Raw genomic sequence first — 26790 nt, 5'->3', positions numbered from 1 at the left:
CCGCCGCCGGAAGGGGCCCTCCGCGCAGAGGCCCGCTAGCCGCAGCGGCCGTCCTGGCGGTGGCCGATGACGTAGCCCTGGCGGTTCATCAGCCAGAAATGGACGCAGGATTCGCCCATGTCCGGACGCGGGTACTTGTACTCCAGCCGCCGCTCCTCGAGCTTGACGATGCTCCTCGGCGGACCCCAGACCTTCACCAGCTCCGACGCCGGACGACCGAACCAGCGGTCCATCTCCGGATTGCGCGGCGGATCGTGCGAGCAGGCGGCGGCGCCCGCGAGTGCCGCGAAGAGCATGGCGATGACGGTCTTGTTCAATGGCATTTCCGGGACGCGGGATCGGTGACGCGGACTACTATCGCGCCGGCCGCAGGGAACGACAAGGGACAGGGTGTCTCGACCGGACGGCAGCGAGCCCCTTCCTGTTGCGGGCAGAAAGGCAAAAGGAAAAGCCCCCATCCGCTAAGGATGAGGGCCTTGGTGATCCCCGCCGGCGCTACTCGAAGCGATACGTCGCCCGGAACTGGACGCTCCAGTAGTCGATCAGCGCCGGGTTCTCCACGTCCACGCTCTTGAGCGCGAAGTCCTTGCTGGCCTTGTAGTACTCCGCGCCGCCGCCGATGGCCCAGGGGCCCACGGCCTTGGTCAGGTCCACGCGGGCGGACAGCGCGCCATAGGGCGAGAGGCGGTAGTCGCTGGAGGCGTAGCCGTCGCTGCGCGGGGCGTTGTAGTACGGCGCGTAGAAGTCGGCCTGGCTCTGGGAATACCAGCGCAGCGAGGGCGTGAGGCGCAGGTTTTCCGGCAGCGCCTTGGCGAAGGCGATCTCCACGGTGTGGGCGTCGATCTCCCAGTCGTCATGGAAGTAGCGGTAGTCCAGGTGCAGCGCGCCGTTGTACTGCGGCAGGAAGTGGCGCAGCTTGCCGGTGGCCGCCCAGGACTGTCGCTTGTCCGGCCGGCTGTCCGCCACCGGGGACTGGCCCTCGATATAGGCCAGCTTGTAGGGATCGCTGAGGAAGCCGTCGTGGTTCTGGTAGCTGAGGCTGCCCTGCACGACGGTATTGGCATTGAGCACGAAAGCGGCACCGCCGTAGACGGTGATGCTGCGCTTGTCGTCCTTGGTGATGCTGGTGGGCTTGGCGCCCTGGGTCGGCTTCAGGCTGTCGTCGGAGTAGCCGAGGCCGCCGGTCCAGGTGATGCCCGTGTTGTCGTCCTCCAGCTCCAGTTCGACGCCGGCGTTGATCGCCTCGTAATCGTCCTCGGTGGAGTAGCCCAGGCTGAAGGCGGTCTGGAACGGCGCGATGGGCAGGGAGTAGGTGCCCTGCACGTCGACGCGCTCCTCGCGGATGCTGGCGCCGCTCATCGCCACCTGGGGCTTGCCGTTGGCGTCTGGCGCGATGTACCAGGGCGAGGCGCCGCTCATGGTCTCGTAGGTGAGGTTGAGGCCGATGGCGCGGTCACCGTCCTGCGGCGCCACCACGCGGAACATGTGCGAGTAGATCTCGAAGCGGTCGGAAGAGCCGCTGCCCTTGTTGCCGCCGGAGATGTCGCCTTCCTTGTAATAGCTGAAGAGATAGTCGGACTGGATCTCGGCGGCCATCGCGGCACCGGGCAGGGCCAGGGCGGCCTGCGTGAGCGCGGCGAGGGCCTTGGAGGTCTTGGTCTTGGTGGTCATGAATCTCCCCTTTATTTCTTTCTGTCTGCTGGCGGTGTGGGTCTGGCGGGTGTGGTCAACACCTTCGCGCTCATCACTGCGCTGGGATCCCGGGCGCCTTGCACCGGGGGCCCTCTACGCGGCGATGAGCTTTAGTTACACCCACACCCACCGCCGCCGATGGTGGCGCCGCCGCTGGCGGCTTCCTTGCTGTATTGCACCTGGCGGCGGTACTCCGCCATCAGCGGATCCGGCTCCCAGGCCATCTCGGACTTGGCGAGCGTGCCGCGCTGCCAGGGCTGCACGTCCTGCCTGGCGGTGGTGGCGCAGCCGGACAGCAGCGAGACGGCGAGCAGGGCGCCGCAGAACAGGTTCAGCCTCATGGTTTCTCCCCCAGGGTTTTATCGATCAGCGCTTCCAGCGCCGGCACATCCGAAGTCCTGAATCCTTCGTGCACGTAACGCACGATACCGTCACGCCCGATCAGGTAGCCAGTGGGCATGGTCGGCAGGTCGAAGCGCTCGGGCCAGCTGCCGGCCGGGTCGTAGACCACCGGAAAGCTCACCGGTCGGCGCTTGAGCGCGCGGTCGGCCTCGGCACGGTCGGTATCCAGGTTGACGCCCAGCACCACCAGGCCGCGGGAGGCCCACTTCTGGTAGAGGCGGTCGTACTGCGGCATGGCTTGGCGGCAGGGCGCGCACCAGGAGGCCCAGAAGTCCACGTAGACCACCTTGCCGCGATAGTCCTTGAGGCCCACCGGCTGCTGCGCGGCATTGGGCGCGGACAGCGGCGGCGCGGCCTCGCCGGCCTTCACGGCGTGGCCGGCGGGTGACACCAGCATCAGGGCCAGGGCGAGGCCCAGGGCGGTTCGCATCCTCTCTTCCTCCAATGGCACGGCCGCCGTCCCTCTGCGGGGATGGTCCACGGCATCATCGCATCCTCTCCGCGCCGGGGCGACGGGGCGATATTCCCAGCGGTCAGGCGATTGATAATTCAGGACAACGAGGACCGTCCCCTCGGCGAATATCTCCGAAGGGGCCAATCCACGCCGGGCCATCAGCCCTTGCGGCGGAAGGCGTCGTCGTAGAGCGTGAGATCGGGCAGCTTCAGGGGCTCGGCGCCTTCGAAGCCGGGCGCCAGGTGCGCGCGCCACTGCTCCATCAGCGCGGCGCGCGCCTCGGGCTTGAGGTAGGGCACGTGCCAGGCCGCGAAGGTGGGCAGCACGTCCATGCCGACATAGCCGAGCGTGCCCTGGGTGAGCGGCTTGAGCATGGCGGCAAGCTCGCCGTGCACGCCGCCGGCGCTGAGCATGTCCTCGCGGCCGCCCAGCGTCAGCGCCAGCATGGCCTTCTTGCCCCGCATGCCGCCCTGGGCGTAGATGCGCTTGCCGCCGTAGAAGATGCCGGAGATGAAGACCCGGTCGATCCAGCCCTTCATCATCGCCGGCACGGAGAACCAGAACAGCGGGAAGCTGAGGATCAGCAGGTCGCAGGCCTTGACCTTCTCGATCTCGTCGCGGATCTGCGGGTCGATGCTGCCGGCCTCGTAGGCGCTGCGCTGCTCCAGCGCGTAGGTGAGGTAGTCCGGGTTCTTGCGCGTGCCGAAGTCGTCGGCGCTGGCCACCGGGTTGAAGCCTTGCCGGTAGAGATCCGACACGACCACCGTGTGCCCCTGGGCCTGCAGCACTTCCGTGGCAACGCTGCACATGGAGGCGCAGAAGGACTGGGGCTCGGGATGGGCGTGGACGATCAGGACGTTCATGGCGTGGCGGCGGTTGTCGGGAAGGGCCAAAGCTTAGCGGATGCGGCCGCAGGCGGCGGGGCGGGCGGCTCACCCTTGTGGGAGCGGCTTCAGCCACGAGAGCCGGACGGGAGGCAAGAGATCGCGGCTGAAGCCGCTCCCACGAAGGGACGCCCTTCAGGCGTCGTGGAGCCGCCAGGCCTCCGGTGCCTGCTCCGGCCGGCGCAGCAGGTGGCGGCGCAGCCAGCGCGCCCCGCCGGCGACGCCGAGCATCAGCAGCGATCCGACGATGCAGCAGGCCATGGCTCAGGGACTCACTGGACCGGCACGACGCGCAGGTCCTGCAGGCGGTCGAGGTCCACGTGCAGGCTGGCGCGGCCCTGCCCGTCGGCGCGCAGGCGGGTTCCGGTGCCGCCGATCACGCAGTACTCCGCGTCCGGCCGCAGCTGCGACAGGCCCAGGGGGAAGCGCCCGCCGCCGGCACCCGGCGCCAGGCGCAGGAACAGGGCCTGGCCGTCGGATACCGCGCCGGCCACCAGCACCTGCGGGTACGGCGCTTCCTGCAGCAGCGGTCCGCGGCGCCAGGGCTCCGGCATGCCCACCGAGACCAGGTCGTGGAAGCCGTTGCCGCGCAGCACGCGCGCGGCGTGGATCACGGCATGGGCGCTCACCGACCCGCCCTTGTAGTGGCGCACGCCACCGGTCACCTCGCTGTCGAATTCGGAGTCGATTCGCGCGAGCAGGCCGTCGGCCACCTCGTCGTCGCCCATCTCGCGGGCGGAGGCGGCCACCAGGGCATAGGTGGTGAGCAGGCTGCGGCGGTAGTTGCCGAAGTCGATCTTGTCCCAGCCGTTGACCTTGAGTTCCACGCCGCCGCGCCCGACGCGGATCAGGTCATGGCGCACGATCTCCCAGCTGCGCCGCGCCAGCTCCGGCAGCACCGGGTGGATGAACAGCGCGGTGACGGCATCGGCCATGGTCGCGGTCAGCGCCGGCACGGTCATGCCGGTGTAGTAGTCGCGGATGGCGGTGATGCGGCCGTTCTGCGTGACGAACTCGTTCTCCAGGCTGGCCTGGTAGCGCTCGCGCACCTCCTCCCACCAGTTCGTGCCGAAGTGGCGGTCGTGGCATTTCAGCGACAGCGCGCCGAAGTTGTTGCAGATGGGATAGATCCAGCGCGGCTCGCAGGGGAACAGGCAGAAATCGGAGGCCGCCATGTTGCGGCGGATGATCTGGCAGATGTCGGTGAAGCTGGACTCGTAGACCTCGCCGTTGGGGTGCTCCAGGCGGATGGAGCCGGGACGGCTGAAGCGCTCATTGCCGGTGTTGCAGAGATCGATACCCAGCATGCCGCCGTACCAGCCGTAGTACATGATGTTGTCGCGGGCGAAGGGATCGGGATCGCTGCGCAGGTTCCCCCACAGGTTCTCCAGGCGCCAGTAGCTCCAGGCGCGGTGGTCCATCATCTTGCGTGCGAGGTTCTGCTGTCCCTGGTCCATGTAGCCGCGGAAGGCCGGCGTGCGCGTGTAGCTGTGCATGCCGAGCATGTAGGACAGGTTGCAGACCTGGTAGCGCTTGGCCGCCTCGCGGAACTCGTCGATGATGTCGAAGCCGCCGAAGTCGGGCACCGGCTGCAGCGAACGGTCCAGCAGGAAACGCCACAGCGGCAGGTCCTGCTCCTTCAGCGGCTCCACCTTCGGCAGGCCGGTGGCATGGTCGAGCACGGTGGTGATGGTGGTGCGCTTGCCGGCGAGATAGTGGTTGATGCGCTCGCGCTCGGCGCGCAGCCAGGGCAGGCGACGGCGCATGGCCATCACCACCAGCCCCAGCGACGCCAGCGCGCCGGCCGGCAGCCAGGCGCGGGCGTCGGTCCAGAACGCGGCGGTGGCCAGGGCTCCGCTGCGGCACATGGCCGCCATCGACACGATGCCGGCGGCGCCGGACCCGTGGTCCATGGCCGCGGCCGCCGCGGCGCTGCCCAGCCAGACCAGCACCGGCGCCAGGATGTTGCCGGTGGCCACCCACAGGAACAGCGCCAGCAGGAACAGCAGCAAGGTGCCGGCGAACAGGCCGAGGTGCAGCAGCGCCGCGCCGGCGCCGCCGGCATGGAACAGGAAGCCGCCGCCGGGGACGACCAGTCCGAGGCCGAGGGAGGCCCACTGCGGATCAGGCCCCCAGGCGAGCAGCGTGCCGAGCGCCACCAGCGCCAGGTAGACGAGCGCGGTACGGCGCCAGCGCGAGGCGGTCACCGGCCCGGCCAGGCCCTTGCCCTCCGGGATCAGCGGAACCGGATCGCCCTGCAGGCGGTAGCCGTAGGCATTGGTCGCGGTGGAGGTATTCATTGGCCGTCTCCCTGGTAGCCGACCTTCTCGATCTGCGGAGCCCCGCGGCCGTATTCGCGCCCGAAGAAGTCGGTGATATGGCGCTCGCCGGGATCCGGCAGCAGTTTCTTGCCGAGGAACAGGGCGCGCACGCCCAGGGTTGCCAGGGCGTCCTGGAAGGCCGTGGGCTCCGGCAGCCGCAGCGCCCGGCGCAGGCCCGGATCGATCATGGCGTGGAACACGCCGATGCCGAACCCGCGCAGCGGGGCGGGGAACCAGTAGTCCGCCCACTCCCGCGCCAGGGCTGCCGTGATGTCGCTGCACTCCGCCGTGGGCTCGAAGCGCCGCTGCTCGAAGTGCCGCATCCAGGCCAGGAACTCGGCGCGCGTCGGGGGAATGTCGCGGATCTGCATGAGCTCACCGATGGCCCGCCAGAAGCGGTACTGCGCCTCGCACTCCTTCTCGCCCAGGCCGCCGCCGCCCATGTAGCGCCGCGAGATGCGCTCCGGCAGGCAGGACAGCGTCGCCAGGGTGTACAGCGACATTTCGTTCTCGATGGGAAAGTTGCCGTGGATGCGCAGCAGGCGGTCCACGATGCGGCGCGTCGGCTCGCCTTCGCCATGACGGTAGAGCTCGCCGAAGAAGGTCAGCGAGTCGAAGTTGCGCTTGCGCGTGTCGCGCAGGATGGGACCGCGGCCGCCGCGGTGGAGGATGCGCGCCATCGCCGGCATGCCGACGTTGTAGACGAAGGCCACCGAGAACAGGCCGTGCAGGAACATCGGCGCGCCGTAGCGCACCACGAAGGACAGGTGGGCGATGCGGTGATAGTCCCGCTCCACGTCCAGCCTGGCGATCTCGTCACGCGCCCAGGTCCAGCTTCCGGCCATGGCGTTCTTCTCCTCTTGCACCGGCCGCCACCATAATGCGACTATTCAGTCGCATTCAATTCGCATTACAGGCATGCGCAAGAAGCCCCGCCAGCATCGTTCCCGCGCCATGGTCCAGGACCTGGTGGAGGCCGCGGCCATCACCATCGCCGAGGAAGGCCTGGAGGCCGCCACCGCGGCGCGCATCGCGGCGCGCGCCGGCGTCAGCGTGGGCTCGCTCTACCAGTATTTCGACAGCAAGGAAGACCTCTACGCCGGCGTGCTGGCGCAGATCGCCGGCGAACTGAAGGCGGTGGTGGGCCGGCAGCTCGGCAGCCTCGCTCCCAAGGGCATCCGCGACTTCGTGCGCGACCTGCTGCACGACGTCTGGACATTGCTGGAAGCCAACGGGGGGCGCTACATGCACGTCTCGCGCTACTGGGCGCAGCTCGACAGCGCCGCCGTGATGAACGAGCTGGAGGCGCAGATGCACACCGCCCTGGCGGTGTACCTGATGCAGAACCCGCCGACGCAGCCGGTGCAGGAGCTGCAGGCCAAGATCTACGTGCTGATCAACAGCGTGCTGTTCACCACCGTGCGCTACATCAGCGACCCGGCCCCGCATGTCTCGCGCGAGCAGGTGATCGAGACCTTCGCGGCGATGGCGGCGCAGCTGGTGGGCGAGCAACGCATGCCCAAGCCGGCCAGGGCCGCGCGCCGGAACTGAAGCGGCTCCCGTGCGATCCATGGGATGATCCGCGGATGATCCTGCCACCGGTACGCCCATGCTCCGAATCCTCGCCGCCGGCCTGCTCGCCGGGCTCTCCACGCAGGCCTTCGCCGGAGAGCCGGCCGTGAGCACCGACCCCTATCTCTGGCTGGAGGACGTCGGCGGCGACCGGGCGCTGGAATGGGTCAAGGCACGCAATGCGGTCACGCTGGAGAAGCTGCAGGCCGACCCCGGCTACGAGCCGCTGCGCCGCGACCTCAAGGCGATCCTGGATTCCGAGGACAAGATTCCCGACGTCCAGCAGATCGGCGGCCACTGGTACAACTTCTGGAAGGATGCGGCCCATCCGCGCGGCCTCTGGCGCCGCACCACGCCGGCTGAGTACCGCAAGGCCCAGCCCGCCTGGGAAGTGCTGCTGGACCTGGATGCCCTCAACCAGGCGGAGAACGAGAACTGGGTCTGGCACGGCGCCGAATGCCTGCGGCCCAGGCCCGGCCAGCCCTGGGAGCGCTGCCTGGTGGCGCTGTCGCGCGGCGGCAGCGACGCCGACGTGACCCGCGAGTTCGACCTGGGCACGAAGAGCTTCGTGAAGGACGGCTTCTTCCGCCCCGAGGCCAAGGGCGCGCTGAGCTGGATCGACCAGGACCGCGTCTACGTCTACAGCGATTTCGGCCCCGGCTCGCTGACCGAGTCCGGCTACCCGCGCATGGTGAAGGAATGGCGCCGCGGCACGCCGCTGGCGGAGGCGCGCACGGTCTACGAAGGACAGGAGGACGACCTCTACATCGCCGCGCGGCACGACGATGCCCCGGGCTACGAGCGCGACTTCGTGATCCGCTCGCTGGCCTTCTACAACGAGGAGCTGTACCTGCGCGGCGCCGACGGGGCGCTGACCCGGCTGGACCTGCCCAACTCCGCCGACAAGAGCGTGGAGCGCGAATGGCTGCTGGTGCAGTTGCGCGAGCCCTGGAACACGGGTGGCAAGGACTACGCCGCCGGCTCGCTGCTGGCGATCCGCTTCGACGGCTTCATGGCCGGCCGGCGCGACTTCCAGCTGCTGTTCCGCCCCGACGCGCGCAGCTCCCTGCAGGGCATCAGCTGGACGCGCCAGCACCTGCTGCTCAACGTGCTGCAGGACGTGAAGAGCCGGCTGTTCATGCTGACGCCGCAGGCCAGGGGCTGGAAGCGCGCGCCGCTGCCGGGCGCGCCCACCATCGGCACCGTCACCGTGGGCGGCGTGGACCCGGACGAGTCCGACGACTATTTCATGCTGGCCACCGGCTACCTCACGCCGAGCACGCTGTACCACGGAAAGGTCGGGAAGAAGCCGGAGGCGCTGAAGTCGGCTCCGGCCTTCTTCGATGCCAAGGGCCTGCAGGTACGGCAGTACTTCGCCACCAGCCGCGACGGCACCCGGGTGCCCTACTTCCTGGTGTCGAGGCAGAAGCTGGCGCTGGACGGCGGCAACGCCACGCTGCTCTACGGCTACGGCGGCTTCGAGGTTTCGCTGACGCCGGGCTACAGCCCGGGCGTGGGCCGCGGCTGGCTGACCCAGGGCGGCGTCTACGCGGTGGCCAACATCCGCGGCGGCGGCGAGTATGGGCCGGGCTGGCATCAGGCGGCGCTGAAGCAGAACCGCCTGCGCGCCTACGAGGATTTCGCCGCGGTGGCGCAGGACCTGGTCGACCGGAAGATCACCTCGCCGAAGCACCTGGGCATCCAGGGTGGCAGCAACGGCGGCCTGCTGGTGGGCAACATGCTGACGCAATACCCGCAGCTGCTGGGCGCGGTGGTCTGCCAGGTGCCGCTGCTGGACATGCAGCGCTATCACAAGCTGCTGGCCGGCGCGTCGTGGATGGCCGAATACGGCGACCCCGACGACCCCGCGCAATGGGAGTACATCAAGACCTTCTCGCCCTACCAGAACCTGGACAAGGATGCGGACTACCCGCCGGTGCTGTTCATGACCTCCACGCGCGACGACCGCGTGCACCCCGGCCACGCCCGCAAGATGATGGCGCGCATGCTGGAACAGGGTCATGCGGCGCTGTACTACGAGAACATCGAGGGCGGCCACGGCGGCGCGGCGGACAACGGCCAGCTGGCGACCATGCAGGCGCTGGCCTATACCTTCCTGCGGCAGACGCTGATGCGCCACGAGTAGGGGCCGCCCTCTCCCGTGCATCCGGCCGTCACGAAATCTTCACGGAAGCGTCACGGACGGGTTACGGGCATCCCCTAGGCTGGTCTCCGTATGAACGGAGCAGAGCCATGCGTATCGCCTATGGAGTGATGGGCTACGGACGCGGGCACGCGATGCGGACCCTGTCCGTGCTGCCCGCGCTGATGCAGGAGCACGAGGTCACCGTCTTCGCCGGCGGCGATGCCTATGACGTACTCGCGCCGCTGTTCCCCACGGTGCGCATCCCCACGATCGGCTACCGCTACAACCTGCACGGCGGCCATTCGCTGTCGCGCACGCTGCGCGAGAACTTCGCGCCGATGACCGATCTGCTGGTCGGCGGCATCGGCATGGAGCAGGTGGAGCGGGAGTTCCGCGAGCGCGGCATCCAGCTGGTGATCTCGGACTCCGAGGCCTGGACGCACCGCACGGCGCAGCGGCTGAAGATTCCGCGCATCAGCTTCGACCACGTCGGCATCATCGCCTACTGCAAGCCGCATTTCCCGCCGGACCTGTGGCTCACCGGCATGCGCGACGCGGTGGGCTATCGCTCGCTGATGGGCATCCCCGAACGCATCCTGATCTCCAGCTTCTACCCCGCCGAAGGCCAGTACCCGGGCGTGAAGGTGATCGGCCCGATGCTGCGCGACGAGGCGCTGCGCACCCGGCCGACGCGCGGCGACTACCTGCTGTGCTACTTCAACAAGGGCGAGCACCAGTACCTGCCGCAGGTGGACCGCGCGCTGCGCCTGCTGGATCATCCGGTGGTGGTCTACGGCACGCCTTACCGCGGCAAGGTGGAGAACCTGGACTTCCGCGCGCCCAGCAACGAGTGGTTCCTCCACGACCTCGCCCATTGCCGCGCCGTGCTGTCCACCGCCGGCAACGTGCTGATCGGCGAGGCCATCCACTTCGGCAAGCCGATCCTGGCCCTGCCGGAGGACGCCTTCGAGCAGCGCCTCAATGCCTACATGATCGAGCGCATGGGCGTGGGCATGCGCGCCGAGATGAAGCGCCTGACGCCCAGCGACGTGGACCGCTTCATGGGCAACGACGAGTACTACCGCTCCAACATGGGCGAGCACGCCCGCGACGGCAAGGCCGAGGCCATCGCCACCCTGCACCAGTACATCGAGGAGCTGGGTGGCTCCGCCTCGAAAGGCCGCGCGAGGAAGCGCGCCGCGGGACTCCGCCCCCGCGCCGTGAAGGCGCTGCAGCAGCCGGCCTGACCGCGGCTGGCACCGGATTTGCGAGTCTCCCGCACCGGGACAGTGCCCGGATGAAGGGGAGAGGACCGATGCGCCAGCCGATCCGCGGCCTGCGATGAGCACGCGCACCCGAAAGAAGCCGCCGGCCCGGCCGCCCGCTGCCGTCGCGGGGCCGCGCACCGGCCTGGTGCTGACCGCCGGCGGTGCACGCGGGGCCTACCAGGCCGGCGTGCTGAAGCGTGTCAGCGAGATTCCCCGCCTGCGCGGCCGCGCCGCGCCCTTCCCGATCATCACCGGCGCCTCGGCCGGCGCCATCAACGGCGCCGCGCTGGCGGCCTGGCACGGCGACTTCAGCGAGGGCTCCGAGCAGTTGGCCAGGCTGTGGGCCGCGCTGAAGATGACCGACGTGGTGCGCACCGATCCGGCCGCGCTGGCCCGCGGGGCCAAGGACCTGGCATTGGACATGGCACTGGGCGGCCTGACCGGCGCGGGCCGCACGCAGGCCCTGCTGGACGCCTCGCCGCTGGAAGGCTTCCTGACCCAGCACCTGCCGCTGGACCGCATCGCCGGGGCGATTTCCGCGGGCACGCTGGAGGCCATCGCCGTGACCGCCACCGGCTACCACTCCGGCAAGGCCTTCACCTTCGTGCAGGGCCGGCCCGGACGCCCGCTGTGGAACAAGAGCCGCCGCGTCGCGCTGGCCACCACGCTGACGCGGGACCACATCCGCGCGTCGGCCGCGATTCCCATCGTGTTTCCGCCGGTTCCCCTGGCGGCGGGCGGCTCCACCGCCTGGTTCGGCGATGGCGCGCTGCGCCTGACCACGCCCCTGAGTCCCGCGATCCGGCTGGGTGCGGAGCGCCTGTTCGCCATCGGCGTGCGCTGCCAGGAGTCGGCCGACAGCCTGCTGCGCTCGGAACTGTCCACCGCCGGCGACGTGGTGCCGGAGCTGCATCGGCCGCCGCTGGCGCAGATCTGCGGCGTGTTCATGAACGCGATCTTCCTGGACCACCTCGATGCCGACCTGGATCATCTCAAGCGCATGAATGAGCTGGTGGCGGCCTACCAGCAAGTGGCCCAGGGCAGGGTCCAGCCCGGGGTCTCCGAGCCGATGCGCGTCGTGAAGTCGCTGACCGTGTCGCCCTCGGCGGATATCGCCATCATCGCCAAGACGCTGGCGCACCGCATGCCGCGCAGCCTGCGCTACGTGCTCGACGGCCTGGGCACGCCCGACGCGCAGAGCGCGGACCTGACCAGCTTCCTGCTGTTCGACAACGCCTTCACCCGCGAACTGATCGCGCTGGGCTACCGCGACGCGGCGCAGCGCATCGACGAGATCGAGGCTTTCCTGCTCGAGGACTGAGACCGGGCGGCCATCGTCCTGCAAAAGCCGGCCGGCAGACTGTCCGGGCGGAAGGGCGGACCCGGCTTGGCCCGATTCCTGCTCCATCCGTCCTGGGTTGTTTCGCCTTTCAAAAGGATGGCCCAACAATGGACAAACTTGCACTACCCCTGATCGTCGCTGCCCTGTTGCTGCTCGGCATCGGCTGCATGCTGACCGGCCTGTTCAATCTCGACAGCCCCGCCGGCATCGTGCTGCTGGTGGGCGGCTTCTTCTTCGGCGCCGGCTCGCTGCTGGTGCTGGGCTTCGCCGGACGGGAAAACTTCGGCTAGGGCGCTTGCGGCTCCGGAGCCTGAAGCGGCTCCTCCCGCAGGGCTCACTTCAAGCTCCCGTCATGCCGGTGGAAGCCGGCATGAGGACCTCGTGTCTTCGCTCAGGCCGAAAGCGCGCTACTGCGCGAAACCCTGCAGCAGCTGCAGCATCAGGCGGTTGTTGCCGGCGAAGTGGTCGAGCTGCCCGAGGATGTGGTCCGGCGTCTGCACGTAGCGCGCCGGGGCGGGGCGCTCGTGCTCGAACCACTCGCGCGCGTTGGCGGCGGTGACCTCCAGGTGGAACTGGATCGCCGCGATGCGGCCCTCCAGCTCGTAGGCCTGGTGGGCGCAAGCCTCCGAGGACATCAGCGTCTGCGTGCCTGGCGGCAGCGCGAAGGTATCGCCGTGCCAGTGGAAGGCGGTGAAGCGCGGCGGGAAGCCGCCGAAGAACTTCGAGCGGCGCCCGGCCTCGCTCAGTTCCAGGTCGAACCAGCCGACCTCGCTGTGGGCATTGCGCGTGACCGGCCCGCCCAGCACGTCGGCGATCAGCTGCGAGCCCAGGCAGATGCCCAGCAGCTTCTTGCCCGAGTCGATGGCCGAGCGGATCAGCGCCTTCTCGGTACGCAGCCAGGGATGGGCCTCGTACTCGTAGATGTTCATCGGCCCGCCCATCACGATCAGCCAGTCGAAGCTGTCGGCGGAGGGTGGCGTCTCGCCCTGCTGCAGGCGCGTGCAGCTGACCTGGTCGCCGCGCTGTGCCAGCCAGGGCGCGATGCAGCCCAGGTCCTCGAAGTCGGCATGCTGCAGCCAGTGGACCCTCATGTGTCCCGCCCCTTGAAGTCCAGCGCCGCCGAATTGATGCAGTAGCGCAGGCCGGTAGGCTTGGGCCCGTCCGGGAAGACATGGCCCAGGTGCGCGTCGCAGCGGGCGCAGAGCACTTCCACGCGGCGCATGAAGTGGCTGTTGTCCTCGCGGCTGGCGACATTGCCGTTGACGGCGGGATTGAAGAAGCTGGGCCAGCCGGTGCCGGACTCGAACTTGGTCTGCGAGTCGAACAGCGGCAGGCCGCAGCAGACGCAGTGGAAGACACCGTCGCGGTGATCGTCCCAGAGCGCGCCGGTGAAGGCACACTCGGTGCCGGCCTGGCGCGTGACGCGGTACTGCTCGGGGCTCAGCTGGGCACGCCACTCGGCGTCGGTCTTGATGATCTTTTCCATGGCAGTCTCGGTCGTCCGTCTCCCGGGCGCAGGGGCTGCGGCCGGTCCGGACCCAATATGGGGACGCTGCGGCGCCGGCGGTAGCCCTTGGCGGGCACCGCCACCGCCGCGCCATACTACGCCAGCGCCGGCCGGCCGGGCACCAAATGCCCCCGCGCCGGTCTGAACGCCCTGAATACCCCCGACTCACGAAGGCATCCGATGGAGATTCCGATGAAGCGACTCCTGCTGGCGGGCTGCGTCGCCCTGGCGCTGGCCGGCTGCGGCAGCCAGCCCCTGGCCCCAACCGCGACCCCGGCCGGGACCGCCGCCAAGGCCCCGCAATCCGGCATCGACGCCGCCAACTTCGACTCCAAGGTCCGGCCCCAGGACGACCTCTACCGCGCCGTGAACGGCGGCTGGATGGCCCGCACCGAGATCCCGGCGGACAAGGCCAGCTACGGCGCCTTCACCGAGATCGACGACCGCGCCGAGGTGCTGCTGCGCCAGATCATCGAGGAATCCGCCGCCGACAGGAACGCTGCGCCGGGCAGCGATGCCCAGAAGGTCGGCGACTACTACCGGGCCTTCATGGACGAGGCCCGCGCCGAGCAGCTGGGCCTGGCGCCGCTGAAGGACACGCTGGCGCGGATCGACGCGCTGCAGGACCGCAGGGACCTGCCCAGGCTGCTGGCGGAGCTGTCGAAGCTCGGCTCCAGCCACTTCCCGGCCTGGATCGACCAGGACGCCAAGAATTCCACGCAGTACGTGGTCTACCTCGAACAGGGTGGCACCGGCCTGCCCGACCGCGACTACTACCTGTCGCCCGACGCCAAGTTCGTCGATATCCGCGAAAAGTACGTGGCCCACATCGGCCGCATGCTCAAGCTGGGCGGCGTCGCCGACGCGGAAGCCACGGCGCGGAAGATCATGGCGCTGGAAACGCAGCTGGCGAAGGCGCAGTGGACCAAGGTGGCCTCGCGCGACGACGACAAGACCTACAACAAGTATGCGCAGGCGAAGCTCTCCACGCTGACGAAGCGCTTCGACCTGCGCCGCTACCTCGACGAGCAGGGCCTGGCGGCCTCGCCGGGCGTGATCGTGCGCCAGCCGAGCTTCTTCAAGGCCTGGGACAAAGCCATCGCCGACGCGCCGCTGCCGCTGCTGCGCGACTACCTCAAGTGGCAGCTGCTGAGCGACTTCGCGCCCTACCTGTCGAAGGACTTCGTCAACGAGAACTTCGCCTTCTACGGCACCACCCTGCGCGGCATCCAGGAACTCAAGCCGCGCTGGAAGCGCGGCGTGGATGCCACCGAGGGCGCGCTGGGCGAGGTCACCGGCCGCATCTACGTGGCGCGGCACTTCCCGCCCGAAGCCAAGGCACGCATGGAGAAGCTGGTGGACAACCTGCTCGCCGCCTATGGCGACAGCATCCGCAAGCTCGACTGGATGAGCGCCGAGACCAAGGAGAAGGCGCTGCTCAAGCTGTCCAAGTTCACCACCAAGATCGGCTATCCGGACAAGTGGAAGGACTATTCCGCGCTGGAAGTGAAGCCCGACGACCTGGTCGGCAACGTCATGCGTTCCAGCCGCGTGGAACACCAGCGCGAGGCGGCCAAGCTGGGCAAGCCGATCGATCGCGGCGAGTGGTTCATGACGCCGCAGACGGTCAATGCCTACTACAACCCGGCGATGAACGAGATCGTCTTTCCCGCCGCGATCCTGCAGCCGCCGTTCTTCGACATGCAGGCCGACGATGCCATGAACTACGGCAGCATCGGCGCCGTGATCGGCCACGAGATCGGCCATGGCTTCGACGACCAGGGCTCCAAGTTCGACGGCGACGGCAACCTCAAGTCCTGGTGGACCAAGGCCGACCGCGCGCGCTTCGAGGAGCGCACGAAGAAGCTGATCAGCCAGTACGGCGCCTTCGAGCCGGTGCCGGGCCACAAGGTCAACGGCGAGCTGACCATCGGCGAGAACATCGGCGACCTTGGCGGCCTGGCCATCGCCTACAAGGCCTGGCAGGCGACGCTGGCCGGCCAGCCGTCCCCGGTGATCGACGGGCTCAGCGGCGAGCAACGCTTCTTCATGGGCTGGGCGCAGTCCTGGCGGCGCAAGTTCCGCGAGGCCGACCTGGTGCAGCGCCTCAAGACCGACCCGCATGCGCCGGACGAGTACCGCTGCAACGGCGTGGTGGTGAACGTGCCCGCCTTCTACGAGGCCTTCGGCGTCAAGCCGGGCGACAAGCTCTGGCTGCCGCCGGAGCAGCGCGTCAGCATCTGGTAGCGAGGCCGGCCGCAAACCGCAAAGCCCCGGATCGCTCCGGGGCTTTGTTGTTTCAAAGGGCCGCTCAGAAGCCGCCGCCGCCTTCCTCGGCGCAGGGGGACGCCTCGCCTGCCATTGCATCCTCCACCTCCTCCGCCGTCACGGAGATGCCGGTACCGCCGTTGATCGCCAGGGTCGCGCTGCCGTCGTTGTTGAAGGTGAAGCGGGCCGCGGAATCGCCGGATTGCAGGCGGAGCTCGCCGCCGACCGGCGTGGTTCCGCTGACCGTGATGCCGCCCGGAGACGGCGTCGATACCCGGACCTTGCCGCCCTCGCAGCCGGCATTGTTGGTGCGGTAGCTGTAGTGGCCGTCCAGCTCGAAGGAGTCGCCGGTGACCGTCGCGCGCAGTGGAGCGTCGCTGTCTCCCAATCCGACGGAGGCCTTGTAGTCGACGCCGCCCTCCTGGAAGCGCTCGATCCTCAGGCGCAGACGCAGGGCGTAGACCGTACCGTCTCCAGTCTCCAGCGACTCCGCCGTGCCGAGATATTCGAGCCGCTGGCGAAGCCCCAGCCGGCCCTCGTCATAGGTCTCGTTGAGCGTGAAGGCCGCCTCGTCGCCGCTGCCGGCCGTGAAATAGGAGTACCGGCCCGCCTCCAGTTCGTCGGAGTCGCCGTACTCCATCGCACCATCGGACTGGAAGAGTTCGACGATTTCGTTGCCTTCGCCGTAGCAGTCCTGCTGCTGGTAGCCGTCCGTGTCCTGCCGCTGGAACTGGACGCGGACGCCGGAGACGGGCGGGCTCAGCAGCTTGAAGTCGCGATCCTTGGAGCCCTCTTCGTCGGAGGCGCCCCCCTTGATCGTGCCGCAGTCCGCAAGCTGCGCGGCCTTGGCCAACAGTCGCTGGCCCGGCCGCTGCTTGCTGCTCGCGCGGGCCGAAGAGCCCGAGGGGAAGTCGATGTACTGCGACAGGGCGCCGTAGCGGCCGATGGACAGGCCCAGCTCGCGCAGGCCGTCGCTCTTGGTTGCCAGCGGGACCGGCTCGCCATCACCCCCGCCGCCACCGTCGCAGGCCGCGAGCAGGACCGTGCTACCGGCCAGAAGGGCCAACCCGATTGCACCGTTCTTCATCCGTGATTCCCCCATCCTTGTCTGTGGTCGATGTCCTTTCCACGTCGCTCCCTGCAGGGGCGCGGTAGAGACTCCACGCTCGCATCTGGCGCGGCGCCCGTACATTGGACGTTTGGAGGAGGGGGGCGGAGTGCAGATCGCAGGGATTTGCCGGATATCCGGGATCAGCGTGGGGAAATCCCGCTGGCGAGACCCCGCCTCAAAGAAAAAGCCCCGGAGCGACCCGGGGCTTGTTTCTCAGCTCGGCGACGCTAGTCCGGGATGCAGTCGCTGCCGGCCAGGGCCTTGCTGATGTCCTGCGCCGTCAGCGCCACCGGAGCGGCACCGTTGAGCTGCACCGAGCCCGTACCGTCGGCATTGAAGACGATCACGGCACGCTTGTCCCCGGCATCGAACTGCAGGCGGCCGCCGGTCACGCGGCCGTCGTTGCGGGTGATCGCGGCCAGGGTGGTGACGCCGGCCACGCCGCTGCAGCCGGACTCGGAGGTCTCGTAGGCATAGCTGCCGCTGTAGAAGGACTCCACGTCGTCCAGGTCCCTGATGACGAAGGGGCTGCCGTCTTCGCCCAGCGCCGCCAGGATGCGGTTCTGGTCGCTGTCCTTCAGCTCGTAGCGGTAGACCAGGCGGCGCTCGCGGTTGCCGTCGGCCGCCGTCTTCTGCTGCAGCCTGCCGAGCTGCAGTTCTTCGACGCGGTAGGTGACGCTGCCGTTGCTGCGCCGCTCCTCGATGGTCTTGCGCGGACTGCTGCCGCTGCCGGTCAGGACATAGCGCAGCGCGCTGCCGTCGCTCGCGGCGCCGCTCTCCTTGAAGCCGTCCACCGTGTAGAGCACCCCTGCGTTGGCGCCGTTGTAGCTGCAGCTGCGCTGCACGGTGCGGGAGTAGTCCACCGGGCGGAGCTGCGTCTCTTCCGGGAAGTAGTTGAAACGGTAGTTGCCGGTACCGGTACCGTAGTCTTCCTCGCCGGCGACCTGGCAGGGCTGGGCCGCCTTGGGCGCCGTGCCGCCGCCGCCGAGTCCGCCGGGGCTGAAGCCCTCCAGCACGCCGCCCAGTTCGGCCACCACCGACAGCTCGCGCAGGGCATCCGCCTTGGTCGCCAGCGGCACCGGAGTTCCGCCACCCGGCTCCTCATCGTCGCCGCCGATGCCTCCCCCGCAGGCTGCAAGCAGGAACAGGAGTCCACCAGCGGCGACGAATCGGAACGGCTTCTTCATGATGTACGGCGGCCTCGATCGATAGGGGTTCGGCGGCGCGTAGATCAGCACTTCGCCTGCGGGCCGTCAATCCGGCGGCCACAGGGTTTACAGATTGATACGGTTGCTTACAACCCGGCGGCAAAAAGCCCCGGATCGCTCCGGGGCTTTTTGCCGGCAACGCTGGGTTCAGCAGGGCTCGTCGTTGATCGCGGCGCGCACCTGGCTCTGCGTAAGGGTTTCCGTGCGGCCGTTGATCGTCAGCGTGGCGCCGCCGCCGGCGTTGAAGGCAAACACCGCGGTCTTGCCGTCGGCGGCAAGACGCAGGCGGCCGCCCACGGGGTAGTCGGCATCGCCGACCCGCTGCAGCTCGATGACCTCCTCGGTGGTGACCGTGACGTCGCTGCCCGGGCAATCGCTGGTCCGGTAGGAGTAGACGCCGGAGAACGTCAGCTCCTCGCCGTCGCGGAAGGCGCGATACGGTGCGAGCAGGTTCCGGCCGAGCTTCACGATGGCGAAGTAGTCCTCGCGGCGGTTGCCGACCCATTCGCTGCTGTCCAAGCTGTAGTCGTAGTCCGCGCGCACGTCGAGCGCTCCGTCCTCCGTCTGCAGGGACTCCACCGTGCCCAGGCTCCCCTGGATCTCGCTGTAGACCAGGTTGTTGTTGCTGTCGAACTCGCGATAGGTCGTGACGTAGGCCTGGTTGCTGCCGCCGTCGACGACATAGGCATACCGCGACCCGTCTTCGAGCGTGCCGGAATCTCCTTGCTCGAACTGGCCGTTGTAGAGCTTGGTCGCGGTCCGCGGCGCCGGGGCCTGGACCGGGTAGAGGCACTGGTCGTCGATTTCCCGGTCGAAGGACACGTCCAGGTCCTCCACGTCGAAGGACAGGAAGTCGCGCTCCTTGGTACCGGAGGTCACATCGCGGTCGCCGCCCTGCGGGCAGGCCGTCTCGGCCTTGGCAATGTTGCCCAGGCGCGCCGGCAGCGCCGCCGCGCCCCAGCCGCTGGCGCCGCCCAGGCGTTTCGCCGCGGCGGCCGTGCCGCCTTCGGGCTGCCCGTCCGGCACGCCGTTGAGCACCAGCCCGGCCAGCGACAACTCGCGCAGCGCGTCCTGCGGCGAGTCCAGCGAGTAGCGCTCGCCACCGCTGCTGCCGCCTCCGCAGGCGGCCAGCAGGAACAGGGAGCCGCCGACGGCGCCCGCATGCAGGATTCTGGTCATGAATCTTCCTTGAGTGATGGAACCGGTGGGCTTTGGACCGGCCGCCCATGCAAGGCGTTGCACGGCGGGAGCGGCCCTGCCGAAAAACTGGCAAAAGACATGCCGGGTTTTGCCTGCCCGTTTCCGGGCGTCCGCTTCAGGCCGCCAGCGCGGGCAGGGCCTCGGGGCCGGCTCGCGCCAGCCATTCCAGCTGCCAGCCGCCACGCTCCAGCCGCGTCAGTGCGGCGTTGGCGAGGGCTTCGGCATAGCTGCGCCCGAAGGAGGAGCGCAGGCGGCGCTGCTCGCGCCAGGTCATCCAGCGGTCATCGGCACCTTCGCAGAGGCGCAGCAGGTAGTCGCCCCGGGGGTCGCGGCTCAGGAAGACCGCGCACATGCCGCCCTCGCCACCCAGCAGGGCGCTGCTCAGCAGTTCTTCCCGGGTTTCGATCCAGGTGCTGAGTTCGGCGTGGGAGGCCATGGCGGGCAGATGCAGCATGGGGGCATTGTCCCGGGCATGGGGCCCCCGCCACAGCCGGGCGGCGGCGATGCGCCTTGTAGGACGCGGCAGCGAAGCCTGTCGGGGCCTGAACCGACAGCCCTGACGGGCGGTCATTGTGCAAGGAAAGCGGCCACCGTTCGAATCAGTCGAACGTTTCGTTCAGAACATTTTGCTTTTTTGAAGCGTCGGCGGGGGTCTAGCATGCCGGCAGTTTCCAGGAGTCCTCATGTCCCAGCCACTGCCGCAACGCTACGGAGCCATCGCCCAGGCCGGGCACTGGCTGACGCTGCTGCTGATCGTGGGCGCCTTCGCCCTGGGGTGGATCATGGGCGACATGAAGATGTCGCCCACCCGGCTCAAGCTGTTCTCGTACCACAAGTGGATCGGCGTGACGGTGTTCGGCATCGCCGTGTTGCGCATCCTGTGGCGGCAGTGGGCCAAGGCCCCGCCGCTGCCGCCGGCGATGCCGGCCTGGGAACGCATCGGCGCGCACCTGAGTCACTGGGGCCTGTACGCCCTGCTGCTGGCCATCCCGCTGTCGGGCTGGCTGATGAGTTCGGCCAAGGGCTTCCAGACCGTCTACCTCGGCCAGTTCCCGATCCCCGACCTGATCGGCCGCGACCGCGAGCTGGGCAAGCTGCTGGAAGAGGTGCACGAACTGCTGACCACGATCCTGCTGTTCGTGGTGGGGCTGCACGCCGCCGCCGCGCTCAAGCATCACTACCACGACAAGGACGACGTGCTGACGCGGATGCTGCCGCGCTGGCGCAACAACGGAGCCGCCCGATGAAACTCTTCAGTGCCATCCTGCTGTCCCTGGCAACCCTCGGCGTGCAGGCCGCGCCGCGCACGGTGGATGCCGCGCGCAGCGAGATCAGCTTCAGCGTCAAGCAGATGGGAGTGGCCGTGGACGGCCGCTTCAGGCGCTTCGAGGCGCAGGTGGACTTCGACGCCGCCAGGCCCGAGACCTCCAGCGCCGCGCTGGCGGTGGACATCGCCAGCGTCGATGCCGGCAGCGAGGAAGCCGACAGCACCGCGGTGGAGCGTGCCTGGCTCGACAAGGCCGGCTTCCCCAGGGCCACGTTCAAGAGCAGCAGCGTGCGCGCGCTCGGCCCCGGCAAGTACGAGGCCAGGGGCCTGCTGACGATCAAGGGCAAGCCGCGCGAGATCACGGTGCCGTTCAGCGCCGCCGAGCAGGCCGGCGGCACCACCCTGCTCAGCGGACAGTTCTCGATCCGCCGCACCGACTTCGGCATCGGCGGCGGCGAATGGAACGAGGGCGACCTCGTCTCCAACGACGTGCCCGTCAAGTTCAAGCTGTTGCTCGCACCGGCAAAGCAATAAGCCGCACCCACCCCAGCCCCCAAGGAGTGATCCCATGAAGAAGTCCCTGCTCGCCGCCGTCCTGCTGTCCGCCGCCACGCTGTCGGCGCAGGCCGCCGAGTCCACCTACAAGATCGACCCGACGCACACCTTCCCGACCTTCGAGATCAGCCACCTCGGCTTCTCCACCTTCCGCGGCCGCTTCGACAAGACCGAGGGCAGCATCACGCTCGACATTGCCAAGAAGACCGGCAGCGTGGACGTCACCATCGACGCCAACTCCATCTCCACCGGCGTGGCCAAGCTCGACGAGCATCTGAAGAACGAGGACTTCTTCGACACCAAGAAGTACCCGACCATCAGCTTCAAGTCCACCAAGTTCAAGTTCGACGGCGACAAGCTGGACGAGGTCACCGGCGACCTGACCATGCACGGCGTGACCAAGCCGGTGACGCTGGACGTGGACGACTTCGTCTGCAAGCAGCACCCGCTGGCCGGTGTCTGGGCCTGCGGCGCCAACCTGGAAACCAAGATCAAGCGCTCCGAGTGGGGCATCAGCAAGTACTCGCCCAACGTCGGCGAGGAGGTGGAGCTGAAGATCGAGGTGGAAGCCCACCAGCAGAAGGATGCGGCCGGCAGCAAGCGCTGAAACCGTTTCAGTCCCCCAGCGCGGCCGCCATCCCGAGCGGTCGTGTTTCCCCCGAGAGCCGGCGCAAGCCGGCTCTTTTTTTGTCTTTCGTGGGAGCGGCTGTCAGCCGCGAACAAGCGAGATCATGACAACCCGCGGTCGCGGCTGTCAGCCGCTCCCGCAATGGTTATCTGAACTCCCCGCCGGAAATGCGGCCGCCCTCGTCGACCAGCGCGTGGAAGCGGCTGCGATCCGCCCGGTAGTCCGCGGTCGTGACCTCGCCCGGCAGCACCAGCGTCACATCCGGATAGCGCAGGCGGAATTCCGCCGGGTCCGGGCGCGTGTCGATGAAGTGGCGGAAGTCCACCATCTCCGCATCGCTGACCTGCCCGCGATACGGTTCTTCCTTCTTCTCGTCCACGCCCATGCCGCGGCGCAGGCCCTTGCCCAGCACGCGGTTCACCAGGTTGATGGCGCCGTAGACCGTGTCCGCGGTCTGGTCGTGGATCGCGCGCACCACGCGCGTGGTGTCGCGCGTCGCGGGAATCGCTTCCAGGATGCCGAAGGGAATGCTGGCGATGCCGTGGTGGATGCCGCGCACCGTGTCGGTGCCGATGCCCACGCCGCTCTCCGCCAGCTTCTGCACCTGCGCCAGCGTGCCGATGGCGCGGCTGGTGTAGCCATAGTCGCTGTGCCAGGCCTCGACTCGGCGCAGCTCGTGCCGCAGCTCCATGGTCTCGTCGTGCAGGCGCAGTCCCGCCACCAGCGTGCCCCAGAGGGCCGCGGTGCCGATCAGCGCCAGGACGAGTTCAAGGGGCATGGTGCTGGCGCACTTCGGCGGTGACGCCGTGGCCCTTGAGTTCCTCGCGCACCATCTGCGCGGCGCGCTGGTAGACCAGGCGGCGCACCAGCGTCGGCGTCACGCTGCCCAGCGCGCCGGCCACCCAGGATTCCTTGGCCGCCAGCTCCATGGGATTGAGGATCTCGATGGAGATCAGGCTGGGGCGCGAGGCGCTGACCAGCTCGAAGTTGCGCGCCGGGTCGCCGGCCAGGTTCGGCGCCAGCTGCTGCAGCCGGCCGTGCAGCCGGTGCTGCACGCGCCACAGGCGCAGGAACAGCAGGCCGAGCGCGGCCGACAGCAGGACATTGAACAGCAGCAGGATCGTGACGAAGGTGCTCATTACATGAACCGGCCGCCGGTGATGCGGCCCTCGGAGTCGGTGTCGGCGAAGTACCGGCTGTTGTCGTGCCGGAACTCCTTGGTGGCGATATCGCCGGGCAGCACCAGCTTCACGTCCGGGTAGCGCGCGCGGAACTGCTCCGGCGTCGGACGGCTGGCGATGAAGCGCCCGAAGGCATCGAGGTCGCTGACCTTGCCGGGGACGGGAACGGCGGCTTCGGAGGGGTTCATCGTTTGGGCGCAGGCGGAAAGCTGGACGCAGGCCCCCAGCAGCAGGCCGGACAGCAGGACGATCCGACGCATGGGTGTTCCCCCGGATAGGTGATGGACGCCAGTTTTAGCGCATTTCCGCGCCGCCGGCACTGGCGGGGGCGCCGGACGGCACTGACGCCGGGAACAGCGTCGCCTCCCGTCCCAGCTCCAGGGTCTGGACCTGGATTTCCGGCCGCTGCGCCATGCCGGAGAAGAAGCGGTCCAGGCGCACCACCAGCGGAAAGGGCCGCAGCGGCTGGTCCAGCGGCAGGGTGAAGTCGTCCCAGTGCACCGGAACGATGCGGCGGGCGCCGACCAGGTCCACCGTCTCGCGCAGGTAGGCCGGCAGGTCGTCCACCAGGGCCACGCCGAGGAACACCAGGTCGGCATGCAGGCCGGCCAGCGCCCCCGGCTCCCAGCCGGCGCTGCCATGGTGCAGCACCGAGCCTTGCGGGTGTTCCACCAGGATCGAGTAGGTGCCGCCCAGCTTGTAGTCCAGGTAGTGCGCCGGCGTGCGCAGCGGCGCGGTGATGTCGCCGGTAGGGCGCCCGCCGCTGGCCCCGGCATGGCGGCTGGCGATGAAGCGGATGCGGAAGCGGCCGACCGTGATCGGCTCGCCCGGCTCGACGCGGCGGATGCGCCCGTCGGGCAGGCCGGCGCCGCGGCCGATGTTGGCGGTGCTGGCGGAGCCCAGCAGCATCGCGCCGGTGAGCTTCGCCACCACGCCGGCATCCATCGCGTGGTCGTAGTGCGAATGCGAGACCAGCACCGCGTCGAGCTTGTCGATGCGCGCCGCCAGCAGGGCCGCGGCGATGCGCGGCTCGTCCGGCTCGATGGCACGGTTCAGCACCAGCGGCAGCAGGCCCTCGGGACGGGTGAAGAAGGGGTCGATCAGGATCGCATGTTCGCCGTCGCACAGCAGCAGCGCGCTGACACCGTACCAGGTCGCGGTCAGCGCGCCCGGCCGCGGGGCGGCTTCATAGCGGTGCGCCTGGTACGCCTCCAGGCCCGGCGCCTGAGTACGCAGCCAGGACAGTGCCAGGGCCAGCAGGCCCAGCAAGACCACCACGGCGATCAGCAGCCCGCGCAGCAACTTCATGTCGTTCCCCTCGTCACGAGGGCAACAGCATTCCATTGCCGCCCGCGGGCGGCAACCGGTTCACCGGAGTGTCACCTGCCGCCGGCTAGAAGTCGCCGTAGCGCCGCTTCTTGCGGCCACTGCCCAGCCAGGGCAGCACCAGGCCCAGCAGCACGCCGGCACCGACCAGGCTGGCGCCGGTGATCAGCGTCCTGCGCTTGGCGCGCTCCACGTCGTAGCGCTGCTGCAGGGTCTCGGCGGAGCGCTGCAGCTCGCCGATGGTCGCCTTCAGCGACTCGTTCTCGCGCGCCAGCTCGAAGGCCGGCTTGGCCTGTCCCAGCTGCTGCTGCGCCGCGGTCAGCTCGCGCTCCAGGTTCTGCGCGCGCTTCTGCGCTTCGTCGAGCTGCTGCTGCGCCTGCAGGTAGCGCTCCTTCGCGGCGGGCTGCGAAGAAACGAAGCGTGCCGTGACCCAGCCTTCGCGGCCGTCGGCGGTGCGGATGCGGGCAAAGCTCTCGGGGCCCAGCGACTCCAGCACGCTGACCTTGGCGCCGCTCTTGAGCACGCCCACGGGGGGCGCGTCGTTGCGCGGCTGCTGGCGCAGCGTCACGGTGATGTCGTCGGAGATGTATTGCGGGCGTCCCGCCGATTGGGCGGATGCCAGTGCCGGCGCCAGCAGCGCGGCGATGAGTAGTAACGTCCTTGTCATGGCCTGCCGAGTCTAGCAACGCAGCGGCGCGAAACAAACGGTTTTATTTCGCGCCGCTTCAGCGTTCGTTCAGCTAGCCGCTGCCAGGGCCTTCGACAGGCCCTGGCCCTCAAAGTGCCAGCCGGCGCATGTCCGCCATCAGCTTGCCCAGCGACACCACGAAGCGCGCCGCGGCGGCACCGTCGATCACGCGGTGGTCGTAGGACAGCGACAGCGGGCACATCAGGCGCGGCTGGAATTCCTTGCCGTTCCAGACCGGCTTCATCTGCGAGCGCGACACGCCGAGGATCGCCACCTCGGGTGCGTTCACGATCGGGGTGAAGTGGCTGCCGCCAATGCCGCCCAGGGAGGAGATGGAGAAGCATCCACCCTTCATCTCGTCGGGCTTGAGCTTGCCGTCGCGCGCCTTCTTCGCCAGCTCGCCGCATTCGTTGGACAGCTGCACGATGCCCTTGGACCAGACGTCGCGCACCACCGGCACCACCAGCCCGTTGGGCGTGTCGGCGGCGAAGCCGATGTGGCAGTACTTCTTCAGGATCAGGCTTTCGCCGTCGGGCGACAGCGAGCTGTTGAACTCCGGGTACTGCTTCAGCACCGCGCCCACCGCCTTCATGATGAAGGGCAGCAGCGTCAGCTTGAGGTTCAGCTCCTCGCCCTGCGCCTTGCGGAAAGCCTCCAGCTCGGTGATGTCGGCCTCGTCGTTCTGCGTGACATGAGGCACGTTGAGCCAGCTGCGGTGCAAATGCGCAGCGGAGATCCTGCGGATGCGTGCCAGCGGCTTGTTCTCGATCTCGCCGAACAGCGAGAAGTCCTGCGCCGGGATCGGCGGGATCCCCACGCCGCCCGCGGCGGCAGCGGCGACGGACGCCAGAGCCGCGCCGAGCCTGGCCTTGACGAAGGCCTGCACGTCCTCGATGACGATGCGGCCGCGCGGGCCGGAGCCCTTCACCTGCGCCAGGTCCACGCCGAGCTTGCGCGCGAACTGGCGCGTGGCCGGGCCGGCGTATGGCACGTCGCCCGACGCGCTTGCAGGAGCAGCCGTTGGCCGCGACGGTTCAGCCGCCGGAGCCGGGTCGCGGCCAACGGCCGCCCCTGCTGCTTCCGGTTCGGCGATCACTTCAGGCTCGGTGCGCTTGGGCGCAGGCGCCGCCTCGGCCTTCTGCTCGGGCGCGACGCCTGCCGCGCCTTCCAGCGTACAGACCAGGTCACCCTTCGACAGCTTGTCGCCGAGCTTCACCTTGAGCGCCCGCACGGTGCCGGCGGCGGGTGCCGGCACTTCCATCGTCGCCTTGTCGGACTCCAGCACCAGCAGCGGCTGGTCCTTCTCGACCTTGTCGCCGTCCTGGATCAGCAGCTCGATCACCGGCACATCCTTGCTGTCGCCGAGATCGGGGATGCGCACGTCCAGGCTGCCGCCACTCGCAGCGGGCGCGGCAGGAGCCGGCGCGTCCGCCTTGTTCGCGGGAGCGGCTTCAGCCGCGATCCTTTTCTCCGGTGCCGGCGCAGGCCTTGCTTCAGCCTTCGATGCCGGAGCCGCTGCACCCACGCCCTCCAGCTGGCAGATCGCCGAACCGGTGTTGAGCTTGTCGCCCACCTTCACCTTCAACGCGCGCACGGTGCCGGCGGCGGGCGCCGGCACTTCCATCGTCGCCTTGTCGGACTCCAGCACCAGCAGCGGCTGGTCCTTCTCGACTGTGTCGCCGTCCTTCACCAGCAGCTCGATCACCGGCACGTCATGGCTGTCGCCGATGTCGGGAACCTTCACGTCAACGAGATTGCTCATCGATGGGC

General features: G+C 68.9%; 29 protein-coding genes. 9 read left to right on the top strand and 20 right to left on the bottom strand.

Annotation, left to right across the window (positions count from 1 at the left end):
- Positions 1-35: 35 nt before the first annotated feature.
- The 8 genes from C3942_RS05435 to C3942_RS05405 form a co-directional block, all read right to left on the bottom strand.
- Positions 36-317 carry a hypothetical protein gene (locus C3942_RS05435; RefSeq protein ID WP_104229346.1) on the bottom strand — a complete coding sequence of 94 codons (282 nt, stop codon included), beginning with the start codon at positions 315-317 and terminating at the stop codon, positions 36-38.
- Positions 318-495: 178 nt separating this feature from the next.
- Complete coding sequence (locus tag C3942_RS05430; RefSeq protein ID WP_104229345.1) at positions 496-1671, bottom strand: DUF3570 domain-containing protein; 1176 nt, start codon at positions 1669-1671, stop codon at positions 496-498.
- Positions 1672-1802: 131 nt separating this feature from the next.
- Complete coding sequence (locus tag C3942_RS05425) at positions 1803-2033, bottom strand: DUF4266 domain-containing protein (protein WP_104229344.1); 231 nt, start codon at positions 2031-2033, stop codon at positions 1803-1805.
- The gene (locus tag C3942_RS05420; protein ID WP_165797330.1) at positions 2030-2524 is read right to left on the bottom strand and encodes a TlpA family protein disulfide reductase; all 495 of its coding nucleotides are present in this window, start codon (positions 2522-2524) and stop codon (positions 2030-2032) included. The genes C3942_RS05425 and C3942_RS05420 overlap by 4 nt, the downstream gene beginning before the upstream one ends.
- A gap of 182 nt (positions 2525-2706) precedes the next feature.
- Positions 2707-3411 carry an NAD(P)H-dependent oxidoreductase gene (locus tag C3942_RS05415; protein WP_104229342.1) on the bottom strand — a complete coding sequence of 235 codons (705 nt, stop codon included), beginning with the start codon at positions 3409-3411 and terminating at the stop codon, positions 2707-2709.
- Between the two features lie 156 nt (positions 3412-3567).
- Positions 3568-3693, bottom strand: a complete 126-nt coding sequence (locus tag C3942_RS22810; RefSeq protein WP_279330969.1) for a hypothetical protein — start codon at positions 3691-3693, stop codon at positions 3568-3570.
- Positions 3694-3704: 11 nt separating this feature from the next.
- Positions 3705-5732 carry a linalool dehydratase/isomerase domain-containing protein gene (locus C3942_RS05410; RefSeq protein ID WP_104229341.1) on the bottom strand — a complete coding sequence of 676 codons (2028 nt, stop codon included), beginning with the start codon at positions 5730-5732 and terminating at the stop codon, positions 3705-3707.
- A complete protein-coding gene (locus C3942_RS05405; protein ID WP_104229340.1) occupies positions 5729-6598 on the bottom strand; it encodes an oxygenase MpaB family protein in 870 nt (289 codons plus the stop codon). Before C3942_RS05405 ends, C3942_RS05410 begins: the two co-directional genes overlap by 4 nt.
- Positions 6599-6671: 73 nt before the next feature.
- Between C3942_RS05405 and C3942_RS05400 the strand changes: the two genes are divergently transcribed.
- From C3942_RS05400 to C3942_RS05380, 5 genes are all read left to right on the top strand, one after another.
- Entirely contained in the window at positions 6672-7304 is a 633-nt protein-coding gene (locus C3942_RS05400; RefSeq protein ID WP_165797329.1) for a TetR/AcrR family transcriptional regulator, read from the top strand.
- A 58-nt stretch (positions 7305-7362) separates the two neighbouring features.
- Entirely contained in the window at positions 7363-9471 is a 2109-nt protein-coding gene (locus C3942_RS05395) for a prolyl oligopeptidase family serine peptidase (protein WP_104229338.1), read from the top strand.
- Between the two features lie 107 nt (positions 9472-9578).
- Positions 9579-10718, top strand: coding sequence for a glycosyltransferase family protein (locus C3942_RS05390; RefSeq protein ID WP_104229337.1), 1140 nt, complete (start codon positions 9579-9581; stop codon positions 10716-10718).
- A gap of 94 nt (positions 10719-10812) precedes the next feature.
- Positions 10813-12060: a patatin-like phospholipase family protein gene (locus C3942_RS05385; RefSeq protein WP_104229336.1), complete on the top strand. Its 1248-nt coding sequence runs from the start codon at positions 10813-10815 to the stop codon at positions 12058-12060.
- A 128-nt stretch (positions 12061-12188) separates the two neighbouring features.
- A complete protein-coding gene (locus C3942_RS05380) occupies positions 12189-12371 on the top strand; it encodes a hypothetical protein (RefSeq protein WP_104229335.1) in 183 nt (60 codons plus the stop codon).
- A 117-nt stretch (positions 12372-12488) separates the two neighbouring features.
- On the opposite strand, the gene C3942_RS05375 is transcribed toward C3942_RS05380, so the two are convergent.
- Both C3942_RS05375 and msrB read right to left on the bottom strand, forming a co-directional pair.
- A complete protein-coding gene (locus C3942_RS05375; RefSeq protein WP_104229334.1) occupies positions 12489-13172 on the bottom strand; it encodes a type 1 glutamine amidotransferase in 684 nt (227 codons plus the stop codon).
- The gene (msrB, locus tag C3942_RS05370) at positions 13169-13567 is read right to left on the bottom strand and encodes a peptide-methionine (R)-S-oxide reductase MsrB (protein ID WP_104229333.1); all 399 of its coding nucleotides are present in this window, start codon (positions 13565-13567) and stop codon (positions 13169-13171) included. The genes C3942_RS05375 and msrB overlap by 4 nt, the downstream gene beginning before the upstream one ends.
- Before the next feature lie 213 nt (positions 13568-13780).
- Between msrB and C3942_RS05365 the strand changes: the two genes are divergently transcribed.
- The gene (locus C3942_RS05365) at positions 13781-15835 is read left to right on the top strand and encodes a M13 family metallopeptidase (protein ID WP_104229332.1); all 2055 of its coding nucleotides are present in this window, start codon (positions 13781-13783) and stop codon (positions 15833-15835) included.
- 64 nt (positions 15836-15899) lie between these two features.
- Here the strand turns inward: C3942_RS05365 and C3942_RS05360 are convergent, their stop codons facing one another.
- The 4 genes from C3942_RS05360 to C3942_RS05345 form a co-directional block, all read right to left on the bottom strand.
- Complete coding sequence (locus C3942_RS05360; RefSeq protein WP_104229331.1) at positions 15900-16943, bottom strand: hypothetical protein; 1044 nt, start codon at positions 16941-16943, stop codon at positions 15900-15902.
- A 251-nt stretch (positions 16944-17194) separates the two neighbouring features.
- The gene (locus C3942_RS05355) at positions 17195-18154 is read right to left on the bottom strand and encodes a hypothetical protein (protein WP_133164233.1); all 960 of its coding nucleotides are present in this window, start codon (positions 18152-18154) and stop codon (positions 17195-17197) included.
- A gap of 168 nt (positions 18155-18322) precedes the next feature.
- Positions 18323-19354, bottom strand: coding sequence for a hypothetical protein (locus C3942_RS05350; protein WP_104229329.1), 1032 nt, complete (start codon positions 19352-19354; stop codon positions 18323-18325).
- 136 nt (positions 19355-19490) lie between these two features.
- The gene (locus C3942_RS05345; protein WP_104229328.1) at positions 19491-19829 is read right to left on the bottom strand and encodes a hypothetical protein; all 339 of its coding nucleotides are present in this window, start codon (positions 19827-19829) and stop codon (positions 19491-19493) included.
- A gap of 229 nt (positions 19830-20058) precedes the next feature.
- On the opposite strand from C3942_RS05345, the gene C3942_RS05340 reads away from it, so the two are divergent.
- The 3 genes from C3942_RS05340 to C3942_RS05330 are packed head-to-tail and all read left to right on the top strand — an operon-like array spanning position 20059 to position 21804.
- Positions 20059-20622 (top strand): cytochrome b, encoded by a 564-nt coding sequence (locus C3942_RS05340; RefSeq protein ID WP_207765978.1) that lies wholly within the window; start codon positions 20059-20061, stop codon positions 20620-20622.
- Complete coding sequence (locus C3942_RS05335) at positions 20619-21176, top strand: YceI family protein (RefSeq protein WP_104229327.1); 558 nt, start codon at positions 20619-20621, stop codon at positions 21174-21176. The genes C3942_RS05340 and C3942_RS05335 overlap by 4 nt, the downstream gene beginning before the upstream one ends.
- Positions 21177-21210: 34 nt before the next feature.
- Positions 21211-21804, top strand: a complete 594-nt coding sequence (locus tag C3942_RS05330) for a YceI family protein (protein ID WP_104229326.1) — start codon at positions 21211-21213, stop codon at positions 21802-21804.
- 166 nt (positions 21805-21970) lie between these two features.
- Here the strand turns inward: C3942_RS05330 and C3942_RS05325 are convergent, their stop codons facing one another.
- From C3942_RS05325 to aceF, 6 genes are all read right to left on the bottom strand, one after another.
- Complete coding sequence (locus C3942_RS05325; protein WP_104229325.1) at positions 21971-22603, bottom strand: hypothetical protein; 633 nt, start codon at positions 22601-22603, stop codon at positions 21971-21973.
- The gene (locus tag C3942_RS05320; RefSeq protein ID WP_104229324.1) at positions 22593-22964 is read right to left on the bottom strand and encodes a hypothetical protein; all 372 of its coding nucleotides are present in this window, start codon (positions 22962-22964) and stop codon (positions 22593-22595) included. The genes C3942_RS05325 and C3942_RS05320 overlap by 11 nt, the downstream gene beginning before the upstream one ends.
- Positions 22964-23266 (bottom strand): hypothetical protein, encoded by a 303-nt coding sequence (locus C3942_RS05315; protein WP_104229323.1) that lies wholly within the window; start codon positions 23264-23266, stop codon positions 22964-22966. Before C3942_RS05315 ends, C3942_RS05320 begins: the two co-directional genes overlap by 1 nt.
- Positions 23267-23300: 34 nt before the next feature.
- Complete coding sequence (locus C3942_RS05310; RefSeq protein ID WP_165797328.1) at positions 23301-24314, bottom strand: MBL fold metallo-hydrolase; 1014 nt, start codon at positions 24312-24314, stop codon at positions 23301-23303.
- Between the two features lie 85 nt (positions 24315-24399).
- Positions 24400-24999 carry a TIGR04211 family SH3 domain-containing protein gene (locus C3942_RS05305; protein ID WP_104229321.1) on the bottom strand — a complete coding sequence of 200 codons (600 nt, stop codon included), beginning with the start codon at positions 24997-24999 and terminating at the stop codon, positions 24400-24402.
- A gap of 109 nt (positions 25000-25108) precedes the next feature.
- Complete coding sequence (gene aceF, locus C3942_RS05300; protein ID WP_104229320.1) at positions 25109-26782, bottom strand: dihydrolipoyllysine-residue acetyltransferase; 1674 nt, start codon at positions 26780-26782, stop codon at positions 25109-25111.
- Between the last annotated feature and the right edge of the window lie 8 nt (positions 26783-26790).

It is taken from the genome of Solimonas fluminis (genome assembly GCF_002930645.1).
Taxonomy (GTDB): domain Bacteria; phylum Pseudomonadota; class Gammaproteobacteria; order Nevskiales; family Nevskiaceae; genus Solimonas_A; species Solimonas_A fluminis.
This window is presented reverse-complemented; position numbering and strand designations above follow the sequence as displayed.

Coding starts and splice junctions, on each gene's coding strand:
- C3942_RS05430 (WP_104229345.1), bottom strand. CDS start 1,671: ATGACCACCAAGACCAAGACCTCCAAGGCCCTCGCCGCGCTCACGCAG.
- C3942_RS05365 (WP_104229332.1), top strand. CDS start 13,781: ATGAAGCGACTCCTGCTGGCGGGCTGCGTCGCCCTGGCGCTGGCCGGC.
- C3942_RS05350 (WP_104229329.1), bottom strand. CDS start 19,354: ATGACCAGAATCCTGCATGCGGGCGCCGTCGGCGGCTCCCTGTTCCTG.
- C3942_RS05345 (WP_104229328.1), bottom strand. CDS start 19,829: ATGCTGCATCTGCCCGCCATGGCCTCCCACGCCGAACTCAGCACCTGG.
- C3942_RS05335 (WP_104229327.1), top strand. CDS start 20,619: ATGAAACTCTTCAGTGCCATCCTGCTGTCCCTGGCAACCCTCGGCGTG.
- C3942_RS22810 (WP_279330969.1), bottom strand. CDS start 3,693: ATGGCCTGCTGCATCGTCGGATCGCTGCTGATGCTCGGCGTCGCCGGC.
- C3942_RS05325 (WP_104229325.1), bottom strand. CDS start 22,603: ATGCCCCTTGAACTCGTCCTGGCGCTGATCGGCACCGCGGCCCTCTGG.
- C3942_RS05400 (WP_165797329.1), top strand. CDS start 6,672: ATGCGCAAGAAGCCCCGCCAGCATCGTTCCCGCGCCATGGTCCAGGAC.
- C3942_RS05315 (WP_104229323.1), bottom strand. CDS start 23,266: ATGCGTCGGATCGTCCTGCTGTCCGGCCTGCTGCTGGGGGCCTGCGTC.
- C3942_RS05375 (WP_104229334.1), bottom strand. CDS start 13,172: ATGAGGGTCCACTGGCTGCAGCATGCCGACTTCGAGGACCTGGGCTGC.
- C3942_RS05425 (WP_104229344.1), bottom strand. CDS start 2,033: ATGAGGCTGAACCTGTTCTGCGGCGCCCTGCTCGCCGTCTCGCTGCTG.
- C3942_RS05305 (WP_104229321.1), bottom strand. CDS start 24,999: ATGACAAGGACGTTACTACTCATCGCCGCGCTGCTGGCGCCGGCACTG.
- C3942_RS05405 (WP_104229340.1), bottom strand. CDS start 6,598: ATGGCCGGAAGCTGGACCTGGGCGCGTGACGAGATCGCCAGGCTGGAC.
- aceF (WP_104229320.1), bottom strand. CDS start 26,782: ATGAGCAATCTCGTTGACGTGAAGGTTCCCGACATCGGCGACAGCCAT.
- C3942_RS05360 (WP_104229331.1), bottom strand. CDS start 16,943: ATGAAGAACGGTGCAATCGGGTTGGCCCTTCTGGCCGGTAGCACGGTC.
- C3942_RS05330 (WP_104229326.1), top strand. CDS start 21,211: ATGAAGAAGTCCCTGCTCGCCGCCGTCCTGCTGTCCGCCGCCACGCTG.
- C3942_RS05355 (WP_133164233.1), bottom strand. CDS start 18,154: ATGAAGAAGCCGTTCCGATTCGTCGCCGCTGGTGGACTCCTGTTCCTG.
- C3942_RS05385 (WP_104229336.1), top strand. CDS start 10,813: ATGAGCACGCGCACCCGAAAGAAGCCGCCGGCCCGGCCGCCCGCTGCC.
- C3942_RS05320 (WP_104229324.1), bottom strand. CDS start 22,964: ATGAGCACCTTCGTCACGATCCTGCTGCTGTTCAATGTCCTGCTGTCG.
- C3942_RS05340 (WP_207765978.1), top strand. CDS start 20,059: ATGTCCCAGCCACTGCCGCAACGCTACGGAGCCATCGCCCAGGCCGGG.
- C3942_RS05420 (WP_165797330.1), bottom strand. CDS start 2,524: ATGCGAACCGCCCTGGGCCTCGCCCTGGCCCTGATGCTGGTGTCACCC.
- C3942_RS05310 (WP_165797328.1), bottom strand. CDS start 24,314: ATGAAGTTGCTGCGCGGGCTGCTGATCGCCGTGGTGGTCTTGCTGGGC.
- C3942_RS05395 (WP_104229338.1), top strand. CDS start 7,363: ATGCTCCGAATCCTCGCCGCCGGCCTGCTCGCCGGGCTCTCCACGCAG.
- C3942_RS05380 (WP_104229335.1), top strand. CDS start 12,189: ATGGACAAACTTGCACTACCCCTGATCGTCGCTGCCCTGTTGCTGCTC.
- C3942_RS05415 (WP_104229342.1), bottom strand. CDS start 3,411: ATGAACGTCCTGATCGTCCACGCCCATCCCGAGCCCCAGTCCTTCTGC.
- C3942_RS05410 (WP_104229341.1), bottom strand. CDS start 5,732: ATGAATACCTCCACCGCGACCAATGCCTACGGCTACCGCCTGCAGGGC.
- msrB (WP_104229333.1), bottom strand. CDS start 13,567: ATGGAAAAGATCATCAAGACCGACGCCGAGTGGCGTGCCCAGCTGAGC.
- C3942_RS05390 (WP_104229337.1), top strand. CDS start 9,579: ATGCGTATCGCCTATGGAGTGATGGGCTACGGACGCGGGCACGCGATG.